Raw genomic sequence first — 13,116 nt, 5'->3', positions numbered from 1 at the left:
CAATCAGCAAATTGCCAGTTCGCGCCCCCCTTTCAGGACTACGGCACGACCAGACCGGTGAGCGTCTCAGACCTTCCAGACCTGCACAACGGATGGCCGTGGACCGGTCCAGGCACCGGCCGGCACGGGTGCGCCGAGCGGAACATAGTCGGGGAATCGGCTCGACTGGGCCGCCCAGCTGCCTCTTTCCCCCGGGTGCTGCACGGCGACGTAGACCATCGATTGCTCAGAGCGGATGACCGGACCGCAGGTTTCGGCCTCGCGCGGCACTGAGAGGAACTGCTGCACCCGGCCACGCTCGGGGCCGGTGAGCGGCACTTTGAACAGTCCGTCGCAGTATCCGATTGTGTTCGGCGCGCCGTCGGTGGAGATCCACAGGTTGCCCTGGACGTCGAAAGCCACGTTGTCGGGGCAGGAAATGGGCGACACCTTCTCGCTTGGAAAACCGGCGAAGTAGGTGCTCGTGTTCGTCGCGGGGTCTCCGCAAACCAGCAGCAGGTTCCAGTCAAAGGTCACCGAGGTCGCGTCAGAGCCCGTTTCGGTGATCTCTACGATGTGGCCGTCGCGGTTGGCCACCCGGGGGTTGGGCTCGGTGGCGCCTTCCTGACCGAGCGCGCCGCGATCGGTGTTGTTGGTGCAGGCGACATAGATCTTGCCGGTCACCGGGCTCGGCTCGACGTCTTCGCAACGGTCCATTTTGGTGGCGCCGACGGCATCCGCTACCAGACGGGTGTTCACGAGGGCATCGTCAGTGCTGAAGCCAGGAACCTGGCAGACGCCGTCGATGACGAGCGCCACCCACTGACCGGTGCCGTCGAAGAGGCCGTCGGCGGGTAGCTGGCCGGTGCCGGTGATCTCGCGCTCTGGCGAGTTTCCAGTGAAGCGAGCCACGTAGAGGGATCCCCGGGTGAGCAGGGACTTGTTGTGGGTGCGTGCCTTCGGGCCCTTCTTCTTGTCGAAGCGATCGAAGGAGACAAACTTGTAGAGATAGTCGAAGCGCTCGTCGTCGCCCATGTAGGCGGCGACGTGGCCGGTCTTTCCAACGATGACATTGGCCCCCTCGTGCTTGAACCGGCCGAGCGCAGTGTGCTTGACCGGGGGCTCGTTCGGTGCCTCCGGATCGATCTCCACGATCCAACCGAATCGGTTGGGCTCGTTCTCGTTGCCGGCGACGGTGGCGTCGAAGCGGTCGTCGATCTGCTCCCAGAGTCGACCGGTGGGGCGATTTGCCAGGCCGTAGCGGGCATCAGCTGTGCTGGTGCCGTTCGTGCGGAAGTATCCGTTGAAGTTTTCTTCACCGGACAGCACCGTGCCCCAGGGTGTGGTGCCGCCGGCGCAGTTGCCGAGGGTGCCGAGCACGGTTCGGCCCGTCGGGTCCGCCGAGGTCTTCAGCAGGGCGCTTCCGGCGGCCGGGCCGGTGACGGTGAACGGTGTGCTCGCGGTGATGCGGCGGTTGAGGGGGTCACCCACGCGGTAGGTCCAGGGTTGGCCGGCGTGCTTCCGTTCGAGGGCGACCACGGACATGCCGTGGGCCATCATGGCCACGCGACGCTGCTCATCCGCTTCGACCGCAGTGAGCGCTGGCGAAAACATGATGCCCTCGTTGGTGTACTCATGGTTGGTGACGAGGAGGCCGGAGCGTCCCTTTGGTCCCTTGCTCTCGATGATGTCGAGGTAGTCATTGTTGTAGCCGAACTGGCGGGCCTGCAATGCGGCGCTCTGGTGTTCGGGGTCGAAACGATCGGTGGCGGCGAAGAGCGGGTCGCCCCAGCGGATGATCGGGTTCCAGGAATAGCCCGTCGGAACCACGAAAGAGTCAACGGCAGCCGGAACTGGAGCGATGGGGGCGAACGCGAGGCCGCGGCCAGCAGCGCCGGCCGGGCCGCCCGGCACGGCCATGGCGGGAGCGGGTTCGCCGGAACCGAGCAGGATGGCGGCGGCGCCGACGCCAGCCCCCACGAGCAGGGAACGACGGCTCATCGCGGCCCCCACGATGTCGCGAAAGTAGTCGTTCGAGCTCTCATTGGGTACCGGGTGAAAGCAGGCATCCGCGCACTTGAGGTGGCAGGTGACGGCGCTGCGTTTGCCGAGGGTGTGCCCCTGCATGGGAAGGAGCGGAAGCAATGGCCGGTCACGAGCTGGGGCGTGCCGGCGGGGGCCGGTGGATTCGTTGCTCAGCATGCGGGCGCTCCTCGTGGTCGTTTTGGTCCCCGAACTGGGGATAGAACCACTCTCTCGCTGTCCCCTCTCCGATTCACGACAGCCTTGTGGCCCGTTGATGAACGGACCATGAACGCTCGGGGCCGCTAGCGAGAGTGCAGGAAGAGTGCGACGGCGTGTGCCGTGGTTTCGCGTACCCGTGCGGCCGCATTCTGCTGCAGGTCGTCGAGCGTTGCCGGCCCACCGGCGATCGAGAACGCGGCAGCAACACCGGATGCCGCGGTGTCGGCCGCAGACAGCGCCACCCGCCCGGCGATGACGACGACCGGGCATCCTGCCGGTGCGAGACGAGCGACAGCCACGGCCACCTTGCCGCCGAGGGACTGGGAGTCGAAGCTGCCTTCACCGGTGAGTACGAGGTCGGCGTTGGCCATTTTGTGGGGCAGGCCGACGGCATCCGCTACCAGGGTGGAGCCGGGAACCAACTCGGCCCGAAGCAGTGGAACGAGAGTGGCCGGCATGCCGCCGGCCGCCCCCGCTCCGGGCCGGTCGGTCATGTCCTCGCCGGTCATATCGAGCACGATCGCGGCGAGGTGGGCCAGGCCGGCGTCGAGCTCAGCGATATCGCGGGGCTGTGCACCTTTTTGCGGACCGAAAACGGCAGCGGCACCGGTGGGGCCACAGAGTGGATTGTTCACGTCGACGGCGAGGCGCCAGCGCACGGTGCGGGCGCGTGGGTGCAGCTCGCTCAGGTCGATCAAGGCAATCCGGGCCAGCCCGGCGCCGCCGGGAGCGACGGGGGTGCCGGCAGCGTCAAGAAACCGCGCGCCTAGGCCAGCCAACAGACCTGTTCCACCGTCGGTGCTGGCCGAGCCGCCGACGCAAACCAGAATCTCTGCAACGTTTTGATCGAGCAGTTCGCGGGCGAGCAAACCGACCCCGAAGGTGTCGGCGCGCTGGGGCTTGGGCACGGCATCCGCTACCAGCGGCAGGCCATTGGACTCGGCCGCCTCGATCAGACCGATGCGGCCGTCGGCCGAGGTCGCGTACCGAGCCCGGCGGCTGCGACCGAGCGCATCGACGGTCAGCATGGTGCGGGGCGTGACTCCCCAGACCGCTGCGATGGCATCGAGCGTTCCCTCGCCGCCATCGGCCATCGGGCACAGCGTGATCCGGGCCTCCGGCAGGCCGAGGGCGAGGCAAGCGCCCCGTGTCCCGGCCGCCATGGCATCTGCCGCATCGGCCGCACTCAGACTCCCCTTGAACGAATCGGGTGCGATGACCAGTGTGAGCGGCTTCAGCGCCGTGCGACCATTCATTAATGCAGGCTAGAACAGAATTACGCACATATTCAGGTGGAACGAACCCACATTTACCGGCAACTTACGTCGTTAAACCTGTGCATTGTGCACATATTGGGCCGAATCTGCCGCCAGCGCGACTCGCATCGAAACGGCACAACTGAACCGACGAATATTCAGACCGGTGAGCAATTCGATGCGATCGAGTCGCTGCACCACGGTATTGCGGTGCACGCCGAGCGCTGCCGCGGTGTGCGCGATCGACAATTCTTCGCGCAGAAACACGCGCGCTGTTTCGCGCAGAACCTCGCCGAGCGGGTCGAGCACCGACCCGGCCACGTCGCCCAGCAGTTCGTCTGGCAAGACGGCGATGGCCAGTTCGAGGCCGAGGGAATCGAGCGGAATTTCGGAGCGCAGCTCTCCGACTGCGGTGCCGATGAGACCGGGCCGGGCGAGCAGCGCGCTCAGGCGCTCGGCATCATCGGTGAGTTGCATCATCGTCGCGCCAACCCGCCCGGTCAGAAATCGCAAGGACTTGGAGCTGGGCTGTTGCAACCGTTGCTGGAGCAGCGCGAGACCGAGAGCGGTCGACGATCCGCTCAACACCCAGACAGCACCGTGAATATCGGCGGCCACGACTCCGGATACATCGCGCAGCTGACGCAGCAACAACACCGAACGACTGGTTCCAAGATGCAGAATGCCGGTCAGATTCCACGGCGGCTGCAATGGAGCATCAATACCCTGCAGTGCCGCGATCAGGCGCCCTTCAGTGAGCTTGCGCAACGACAGGCTCGAGAGGATGTCCCGGGTCGCCGATTCCCGCCACGACGCGTTGTCCCGCAGCCGTTCCTGCATGATTAGCATCTGAACAGTGAGCACGAGCACCTGCGCCACCGGCAACACTTCGGCGGGGGTTCCGGTGACCCCGACCACCGCGGCGACGCGTCCATCGAGGATCAGTGGAATATTCACTCCCGGCCGGGTGCCCTGGTGCTCATCACCGGGAGCAATCTGCACCGTCTCGCCGCGTCCGGCGGCGTTTCGCGCCCCGTCGTGCAGGGTGCCGATACGTGACGCGTCCATCGACCCGATGATCAGCCCTGCGGCATCCATGATGTTGACGTTGTGCACGAGGCTCGGCGCGACCTGCTCGACCAGGCGCTGCGCGAGCGCCCGGTTGATCTGCACAGTATCAGGCAGCACGGCGTCGCTCGGAACGATGTCAGTCACCTGACCATCGTAGATCGAGGTCGGCGGATGGGTCTCGCGCAATCTCTTGTGGCGCGTGTCGGTGGGTTGACCTACACTTTTCATATAGAAGATGCATTCTATATGAATCGGTTTTTTCCAATATTTGTTCGAATTTAATACAGCACTTTTATAGCGCTGGCTGGCTCATCAGCTTTTTTGTGACCAGCCGGTGCGTATGCACCCGAATACCAGCACCCGAACAGGGAGGCCACCTTGCCCCAGATCATTGATACACCGGTTGACGTTGAGCTGTCCGCCGATGGCGACCCGCGCGCGTTCATTTGGAATCGATTCGAGCACACCGTCATCGGGCAACCACAGGCGGTGTTCAAGCGCACCCGCTGGTGGGAGAACGAGGGAACACCCACCCGCATCGACACCGAGCTGTGGCGGCTCGACGCCAGCCGTGGCGGCGAAGAGCAGCACCGATACGACCTGCGCCGCGGCACGGACGGATCCTGGACTTTAGCATTGGACTGGGGATGAACAGCGCACTGAACTTCCCACACCTGCACGTCGCGAGCGCCTACTCGACCCACTATGGGGTGACACTTCCCGAAGTTCTGGCCGAGCAGGCGGCCGCACAGGGGGCAACGTTTCTCGCCGTCACCGACCGTGACGGGCTCTACGGCGCCGTCAAACACGTGCGCGCCTGCGTTGCCGCGGGCATCCGCCCCGGGCTCGGCGCCGAACTCGCCGTGCACGACGACGAGTACCGCTCGCTCGGCCGGGTGGTCGTGCTCGCCCACGGCGACACCAACGGTCGCGGGTACGCCGCACTCTGCCGCGCGGTCAGTGCCGCTCACGCCGCCGATGCCGGTCACCGCTCTGCGATCACAACCGGCAGCGCCGGGCCGAGCATCTCGCGCGCCCGGCTGGCCGACCTGGCCGGCCTCGCTTCGCTCACCGTGCTACTCGGCCCAGACTCCGACGTCGGTCTCGCGATCGCACGGCGTGACAATACGGATGCCGCGGCGCGGCTCGCCCACTGGCAGCGTGCCCTGCCCGCCCAGGCCGTCGTGCTCGAGGTCGTCTGTCACCTCGCCGAAAGCGGCACGGTCGGCAGCGTGACCCCGGCCACCCGCATGCTTGCCCTCGCCGAGAACGCCGGGCTACCGGCGGTGCTCAGCAATGCCGTGCGGTACGGCACCCCCGAAGAAGCGGTCACCGCCGACCTCGCCGACGCCGCGCGCTATCTGCTGCCGCTCGCCGAACTCGAAACCCCGCAGACCAACGGCCAGGCCTGGCTCAAACCGGCCGGAGCAATGCGCCAGGTGGCCCGTATGGTTGTTGACGCCGGCCTGCATGACACGGGCGCCCTCGAACGGCTGCTGCGCGATACCGAACAGCTCGCTGACCGCTGCAGCCTCGATCCAGCCCTCGACATCGGCCTCGGGCGCCCGCGCATGCCGGAGGCGCGCATCATCGGCGTCACCGGCGACCCGGTCACCGAACTCTGGCGTCGGGCTCGCAGCGGCATCGCCGACCTGTACTCGGCGAGCGGCTCGCGCGCGGTCGAGGCCGCCCACGCCCAACTCGCCCACGAGATGAAAACGGTCGAGCACTTAGGCTTTGCCAGCTACTTTCTTACCGTGTCCCGGGTGGCCGACATTATTCGCGGCATGGGCATCCGCATTCAGGCGCGCGGCTCCGGGGTCGGCTCTGTGCTCAACTATGCGCTGCGCACCTCCTCGGTCGAACCGATCGAAAACGGGCTGCTCTGGGAGCGGTTTCTCTCCCCCGAACGCCAAACGCTGCCCGACATCGACATCGACGTCGAGTCGGCCCGGCGACACGACATCTACCGCGAGGTCTTTCGCGCTTTCGGCAGCGACCGGGTCTCGCTCATGTCGATGACCAACGCCTACCGCGGCCGCGGCGCCGTGCGCGACGCCGGCCTCGCCCTCGGCCTGCCCGACGCGCAGATCAACGTGATCGCCAAGCAGATGTGGCGGTTCAACGCCCGCGACTTTCGCCGCGCCCTCGAAGAGAAGCCCGAGCTCGAGGCCCTCGCCACCGAGGTGCGCGAATCGCAACAACTCGATCTGCTGGTCGACCTCACCGCGAAACTCGACCGACTCCCCCGGCACATTTCGGTGCACCCCTGCGGCGTGATCCTCTCCGACGCGAGCCTGCTCGACCGCACCCCGGTGCAGGCGAGCGGCATGGGCCTGCCCATGTCGCAGTACGACAAGCACGACATGGACCCGATGGGCCTGATCAAACTCGACATTCTCGGCGTGCGCATGCAGTCGGCAATGGCGCACGCCGTCGAAGAGCACCACCGACTCACCGGCGAAAGCATCGACCTCGACCGGGTGCCGCTCGACGATGCGAAAACCTTCGAGCTCATTCGCTCCACCCGCACCCTGGGCATCTTTCAGATCGAGTCCCCCGGCCAGATGGAACTCGTCGGCAAGCTGCAACCCGAGGTGTTCAACGACCTCACCGTGGAGATTTCGCTGTTTCGCCCCGGCCCGATGAAGAACAACATGCCGCTCAAATATCTGCAGGCCCGGCACGGCGAGGTCATACCCGACTACATCCACCCCCGCTTCGAACCGATTCTGCGCGAAACGAACGGCGTCGTGATCTTTCACGAACAGGTCATGCGACTGTTCGACGAACTCACCGGCTGCGGCCTCGGCAAAGCGGATGTCTTTCGCCGGCACCTGGGCAAGCCCGAGCAGCTACCGCAAATTGAGGAGTACCTGCGCGAAAAAGCGCTCGCCCGCGGGTTCAGTACGAAGGTCATCGACCAGATCTGGACGGTATTGGCGGGGTTCGGCAGCTTCGGCTTCGCCAAGGCCCACGGGGCCGCGTTCGCCCTGCCCACCTACCAGTCCGCCTGGCTGAAAACCCACCACCCGGCGGCTTTTCTCGCCGGGCTGCTCACCCACGACCCCGGCATGTGGCCCAAGGACCTCATCGTCGCCGAGGCCAGGGTGCTCGGGGTGCCGGTACTCCCCCTCGACGTGCAGTCGAGCGCGCTGGACTACCGGGTAGAAGATCTCGCCGACGGGAGCCAGGGCATCCGTTTGGCGCTGCCCGAACTTGTCGGCAGCACGGAGGCGGAGCGGGCACGCATTGCGCAGCACCAGCCGTTCGGATCGCTGCAGGACTTTCGCGACCGGGTGCATCCCCGGCGGCGCACCTTCGAGGCGCTCGCCCGGGTGGGCGCCCTCGACACGTTCATCGGCTACGATCGCACCCGGCGACACGAGCTGCTCGCGCACATTCAGTCGCTGCGCGGCACCGCCGTGGTCATTCGCGCCGACCAGCTCGCGTTCGAGGTGGAGCTGCCGGTGCCGCGCTATTCCGGTGACCGTGCGGGCGCCATCACCTCGCTGGAGCTGCACGGCCGCACCCAAACCGATCTGGAACTGCTCGATCTGAACCTGGCCGTCGGGTCGCACCAGATGAAACGCTTTCACGAGCTGTTTCGCGAGTTGGGGGTGACCCCGGCGAGCGAACTCGGCAACCTGCCCGGCGGCACCGAGGTGCTGCTCGCCGGAGTGCGGCGGGCCACCAACACGCCGCCGATGCGCGGCGGCCGCCGAGTGGTGTTCATCAGCCTCGACGACGGCACCGGACCGGTCGCCAACGTCGTGTTTTTTCACGACGCGCAGGAACGGGTCGGCGGGCAGGTGTTCCAGACCAATTACATGCTCGTACGCGGTCGAACCCGGCGCTCCGGCGCCCGCGGAGTGTCGGTGACCGGGGAGAACATCTGGAATCTGTTCGACGTGGCCAGGCAGGTGAAGGAGCGGCACGCCGTTGAGCGCGCCGCCGCCGAGGAAGCGGCGAGTGCGGCCGCGTATGCCGCCGAACTGGCCGCGCAGGCTGGGCACGGCGTACATTCAGGCGGTAGCCGCGGCGGCGGCACCCTGCACCACATCAAGGCCGCGCAGAGCGCGTAACGTCTCCTGGCGGCGTTATTGGCCAGGCGGGGCAGGAGCCCCGGGCGGCGGCGCGACCGGCGGTGCAGGCTCAACGGGCGGCGCGGCGACCGGTGGCGCCACAACCTTCGGCGGTGGAATGTACTTGGGAGCCAGTTCTTCGAAGGCGTCACCGCCGTACTTGGCGTTCGCTGCCGACATAACGACCGGCCACATGCGGTGGCGTGCCGTGGCGATCTGGTCCCGGCCGAAGAATTGCCGCCGCTGACTGAGCGTCCCAGTGAGGCTGACCACCGCGACCACGGTCGCCACCTTGGTACTCGCGCCGCTCATCCAGGTGTCTTTCGCGCCATCCGTTGTCCCGGTCTTACCGATCATGGGCACATTCGGATTCGTGTTGTAGTTCGATTGCTGCCCGGTGCCGCCGAGCATCACCCGGCGCATGGCATAGGCCATGCCGGCGGCGACCGTGGCATCGACCGATTGGGAGCACACCGACGGCGGAACCGGAACCTCCACTCCATCGGGTCCGACGATGCGGTCGATGGCGATCGGCGAGCAGGTCACCCCCTTGTTCGCGATGCCGGCGAAGGCGATGGCCATCGTGAGGGGTGCGATTTCGTTGGTTCCGATAACGGATGCCGCGGACTGCGACAACGGGTTGCCGTCGGCTCGGTGCACCCCGAATGCTTCAGCCGTCTGGCGAATGCCGCAGAGGTCGAGCCGCTTGGCCATTCCGATGAAGCCGGTGTTGATCGAGCCGACGGTGGCCTGCAGCGCACTGTAGTTGGCGCCGGATTCGTTGGCATCATTGCGCGGGTTCCAGGGTGGTTTCTCCTTGTCGTAATTCTGCGGGCCGAAGCAGCTGTCCTGGAAGGTGCCCCAGTTGGATTTGCGCCGGGAATCGACCCGTTCGTTGAGGGAGTGGCCTTCCTTGAGCCACTCGGCCAGGGTGAACACCTTGTAGGTCGATCCGGGTTGGAACCCACTCGAGCCGCCCTCGGCATAGTCGGTGGCGTAGTTGATGCCGGTATAGTTGGCCCCGGTCGCCTGCACGGCTGGGTCCTGGCTGTAGTCCTTGTTCTGCGTCATGGCGAGCACCCGGCCAGTGCCGACCTGCACGCTCGTGATGATCGCGCCGACATCGCCACCGGCATAGACCTTAGGAACCTGTTGGTTCATGGTGGTCACGGCCGCGTTCTGCACGTCGAGGTCTAGGGTCGTGTAGACGTCGTAGCCGCCCCGGCGAAAGTTGAGCATGCGCGCGGCCGCATCGGCGCCGAAGGTGGGGTCGGTCTGAAGAATCTTGGTCACATAATCGCAGAAGAAGGCATTGCCCACTGCGGTCTGGCAGCCGGTACTTGGTTCGGTGATGATCGGTTCGACCGGCGCGGCGATCGCGGCGTCGAAATCGGCCCAACTGAGCTTCTTGTAGCGCAGCATTTCACGCAAGATGTAGTCGCGACGTTGTTTGTTCGCGGCATACCCGTTGGCAGCACCGTTGGTCTCGCTCGCGGGCTGGTCGAGCTGAAACTTGACCGGGTTGTTCACGATTGCCACCAGGCTGGCCGCCTGCGGCAGGGTGAGTAAGGCAGCCGTCGTGTTGAAATAGTAGTTGGCGGCGGCCTCGATTCCATAAACGGTGCCGCCGAATCCGGTGATGTTGAAATACTGGCGCAGAATGTCGTGCTTGCTGTACTTCTTCTCCACCCCGATGGCCAGCCGCATCTCCTTGAGTTTGCGGTCGGGGGTGGTCTCGGTCGCTGCGGTGTAGCAGGCGTCGTGCGCGCGCTGGTCGGTGAGAAGCTCACACTTCTGCACCAGCACGTTCTTCACGTATTGCTGCGTGATGGATGACCCGCCCTGCGTGTCTCCGCCGGCCACCGTCGTCGCTGTGGCCCGCAACGTGCCCTGCAGGTCGACCCCGCCGTGCTCATAGAACCGGGGATCCTCCCCCGACACCGCAGCGTCCTTGGCGAATTGGCTGATCGCATCCCAACTCACCTCGATGCGATTTTGGTCATAGAAGGAGGCGAGGAGTTCGACGGTTCCGTCGCTGCGCGTCGCCAGGATGTCGCTCTTCTGGGACAGCGGCTCGATATTCACGTACTCGGGCAGGTTCTCGAACACCGAGATCGTGTTCGTCGCGGCCAGGCCCGAGAGCGCAACCACCGGGGTCACCGATGCGGTGACGAGCACACCGGCCGCGACGCTCATGGCCACGCAACCGAACAGGCCACCGAGCGCGCCGTGCAGTGTGCGCCGACGGGACAGAGCTGAATTGCTTGGAACCTGAGTGACCTGCACCACGTTTACTCCCAGCTGATGCCATCCAGTGCGAGAGCCAACGCCTGCGCATTGGTTCGCGAGTCAAGGACATGCTAGTCAAATGCGGGTGATCAGATGGTGGACAGTCCGTTACGAAAATGTATCGGCTTGATTCCGGTTTGCCGGTACTATCCGGTAAAGGTGCTGGAGGTGATGCATGCGAACGTTCGGCATTGAAGAGGAATTCATCTTTCTCAAACCGGCGACGCTTCAGCCAGCAAACGTGGGCGACGCGGTGCACGCGGAACTTCTCGGCCGCGCTCCGATTTCCCGGTTCGTCAGCCACGAGTTTTTGGCCTCGCAGATCGAGCGGTCGACGCCGGTCTTTGAACGCTTCGAAGAGGCATCCGCTGATCTGCTGGCATTTCGGTCGCGGCTGGCGCGGGCCGCCCTCAGCCGTGGGGTCCTGGCCGCCGGCGTCGGAGCGCCGTTCCAGACCGAGGGCTGGCCGGAAGTGACCGATGTCGAGCGGTACCACACGGTCGAGAGCGAATTTCGGGGGCTCGTGCCCGATCACCTCATCAACGGGCTGCACGTGCACGTCGGCATTCCGAACCGCGAGGCCGGTGTACAGGCACTCAATCGGGTGCGCGTCTGGCTGCCCACGCTGCTCGCGCTTGCGGTGAATTCGCCGTTCTGGCGCGGCGCGGACACCGGGTTTTCGAGCTGGCGCAGCGTGCACATGCGCCGCTGGTCCACCATCGGCTGCCCGCCGCTCTTCACGGATGCCGCCGATTACGACCGCCGGATTCGCCAGCTCGTCGGCGTCGGCGGTACCTACGACCTGCGCACGATCTGGTGGAATGCGCGGCTGCCCCTGGAACATCCGACAATGGAGATTCGCGTCTGCGACGCCCAGCTCGATGCGCCGTCGACCCTGCTGCTCGCCGCCCTGACCCGTGCGCTCGTCACGACCGCCCTGCGCGACAGCGAAACGGATGTCGCCCCCATCGACATCGCGCCGGAACTGCTCGATGCCGGGCTCTGGCACGCTGCCCGCGAAGGCGTGGAGTCGAACCTGTTGAATCCCGTGTCTGGCACCCTGGAGGGTTCGACCGCCGTGACGGATGCCCTGCTGCACTACTGCGGCGACGCCATCGATGAGGTCGGCAATCGCGACCGCATCCAGACTCTGCTGGCCCGCACGCGGCGACTGGGAACCGGGGCGGAGCGTCAGCGCGCCGCCATGCGCGCCGGAGGCCAGTCGGCCCTCGCCGCTTTGCTCGAGCACGCGCTGACCGCGCACGACTGACCAAAGCTCTACCGTTATTTGAGGCCTGAAACTAGCCTGTGGAGAACTTAAACGGGATTATAGCAATCCGGTCTACTGTGACCCCATGCGAAACCCGTTACGTCGCCGTCCCCTGCACGCCGTCGTGCCGAGCGCTGTCCTGCTGGTCTCCATCGGTCTGCTGAGCGGATGCATGGCCACTCCCGCCCCGACCGACAGCTCCACGCCGTCTGCGGCAGCCGAATCCACCGCGACACCCCCGGTCTTCGCCTCGGACGAGGAAGCTCTCGCTGCCGCCGAGGCGGCCTATACCGCGTACGAAGCGCTTTCAGACTCAATCACAGCCGATGGAGGAATTGGCGGCGATCGGATAAAGCCTGCGGCTAGTCCCAAATACCTACCGGACCTGTTGGACTCATTCGTTGGATTCTCGAAGACGGGCTTCATTAGCCGTGGTTCGTCAACTTTTGACAATGTTTCATTAATACGCAATTCCGTCGATCCGCGTGGAGGAGTTTCAATTGAGCTCTACCTCTGTTCAGACATTTCGGAAGTTCGACTGATTGACAAAACAGGCGCTGACGTCACTCCAGCCGGGCGCACAAACCGCACGCCATTGCAAGTGGGCTTTACTTCGAGCGCGGCGAACCCTTCGCTATTGCTCCTCAACAAGGAGGACGTATGGTCCGGCAGAAATTTCTGCTCGCACTCATAATTGGCACTCTGCTAACTTTCTGTCCACCAATCGTCCCAGGTGCGTCTGCGTGTGAACTTGCGTCCCGTCTGATCGGAGACTGTCCGGGCGAGCTAGTCTCGGGCGGACTCAACAATGGCCACGGCGTCGATGTATTCGCCGAAGGGTCTGCGACTTCGGACGGCACGGGGAAGGCCACTGGGTCCGGCGGCGGCGCGGCGGGCAGCCAGGTGCGACCGGCCATGTGCG

General features: G+C 65.4%; 8 protein-coding genes. 4 read left to right on the top strand and 4 right to left on the bottom strand.

Features of this window, described 5'->3' with window-relative positions:
• Positions 1–66: 66 nt before the first annotated feature.
• From E3T41_RS08145 to E3T41_RS08135, 3 genes are all read right to left on the bottom strand, one after another.
• Complete coding sequence (locus tag E3T41_RS08145; protein WP_241991090.1) at positions 67–2,106, bottom strand: PhoX family phosphatase; 2,040 nt, start codon at positions 2,104–2,106, stop codon at positions 67–69.
• A gap of 200 nt (positions 2,107–2,306) precedes the next feature.
• Positions 2,307–3,479, bottom strand: coding sequence for a glycerate kinase (locus E3T41_RS08140; RefSeq protein WP_134478053.1), 1,173 nt, complete (start codon positions 3,477–3,479; stop codon positions 2,307–2,309).
• Between the two features lie 72 nt (positions 3,480–3,551).
• The gene (locus E3T41_RS08135) at positions 3,552–4,694 is read right to left on the bottom strand and encodes a sugar diacid recognition domain-containing protein (protein ID WP_158251529.1); all 1,143 of its coding nucleotides are present in this window, start codon (positions 4,692–4,694) and stop codon (positions 3,552–3,554) included.
• Between the two features lie 234 nt (positions 4,695–4,928).
• On the opposite strand from E3T41_RS08135, the gene E3T41_RS08130 reads away from it, so the two are divergent.
• Positions 4,929–5,201 (top strand): hypothetical protein, encoded by a 273-nt coding sequence (locus tag E3T41_RS08130; RefSeq protein WP_092450722.1) that lies wholly within the window; start codon positions 4,929–4,931, stop codon positions 5,199–5,201.
• Positions 5,198–8,635 carry a DNA polymerase III subunit alpha gene (locus tag E3T41_RS08125; protein ID WP_134478051.1) on the top strand — a complete coding sequence of 1,146 codons (3,438 nt, stop codon included), beginning with the start codon at positions 5,198–5,200 and terminating at the stop codon, positions 8,633–8,635. Before E3T41_RS08130 ends, E3T41_RS08125 begins: the two co-directional genes overlap by 4 nt.
• Positions 8,636–8,650: 15 nt before the next feature.
• Here E3T41_RS08125 and E3T41_RS08120 read toward each other — a convergent pair whose 3' ends face one another.
• Positions 8,651–10,924 carry a transglycosylase domain-containing protein gene (locus E3T41_RS08120; RefSeq protein ID WP_134478049.1) on the bottom strand — a complete coding sequence of 758 codons (2,274 nt, stop codon included), beginning with the start codon at positions 10,922–10,924 and terminating at the stop codon, positions 8,651–8,653.
• Positions 10,925–11,099: 175 nt separating this feature from the next.
• Between E3T41_RS08120 and E3T41_RS08115 the strand changes: the two genes are divergently transcribed.
• Together E3T41_RS08115 and E3T41_RS08110 are read left to right on the top strand one after the other, a co-directional pair.
• On the top strand, positions 11,100–12,194 hold the full coding sequence (locus tag E3T41_RS08115; RefSeq protein ID WP_092450727.1) for a YbdK family carboxylate-amine ligase: 1,095 nt from the start codon (positions 11,100–11,102) through the stop codon (positions 12,192–12,194).
• A gap of 85 nt (positions 12,195–12,279) precedes the next feature.
• Positions 12,280–12,888 (top strand): hypothetical protein, encoded by a 609-nt coding sequence (locus E3T41_RS08110; protein WP_134478047.1) that lies wholly within the window; start codon positions 12,280–12,282, stop codon positions 12,886–12,888.
• Positions 12,889–13,116 lie beyond the last annotated feature (228 nt).

Origin of the sequence: Cryobacterium sp. Hh38 (genome assembly GCF_004403235.1) — a bacterium.
GTDB lineage: Bacteria > Actinomycetota > Actinomycetes > Actinomycetales > Microbacteriaceae > Cryobacterium > Cryobacterium levicorallinum.
Note: the sequence above shows the minus strand (reverse complement) of the source record. Positions and strands in the feature narration are given on the sequence as shown.

What these genes read in the sequence shown, in the direction of transcription:
- E3T41_RS08145 (WP_241991090.1), bottom strand. Translation starts at nt 2,106, where the DNA reads ATGCAGGGGCACACCCTCGGCAAACGCAGCGCCGTCACCTGCCACCTC.
- E3T41_RS08140 (WP_134478053.1), bottom strand. Translation starts at nt 3,479, where the DNA reads ATGAATGGTCGCACGGCGCTGAAGCCGCTCACACTGGTCATCGCACCC.
- E3T41_RS08125 (WP_134478051.1), top strand. Translation starts at nt 5,198, where the DNA reads ATGAACAGCGCACTGAACTTCCCACACCTGCACGTCGCGAGCGCCTAC.
- E3T41_RS08115 (WP_092450727.1), top strand. Translation starts at nt 11,100, where the DNA reads ATGCGAACGTTCGGCATTGAAGAGGAATTCATCTTTCTCAAACCGGCG.
- E3T41_RS08110 (WP_134478047.1), top strand. Translation starts at nt 12,280, where the DNA reads ATGCGAAACCCGTTACGTCGCCGTCCCCTGCACGCCGTCGTGCCGAGC.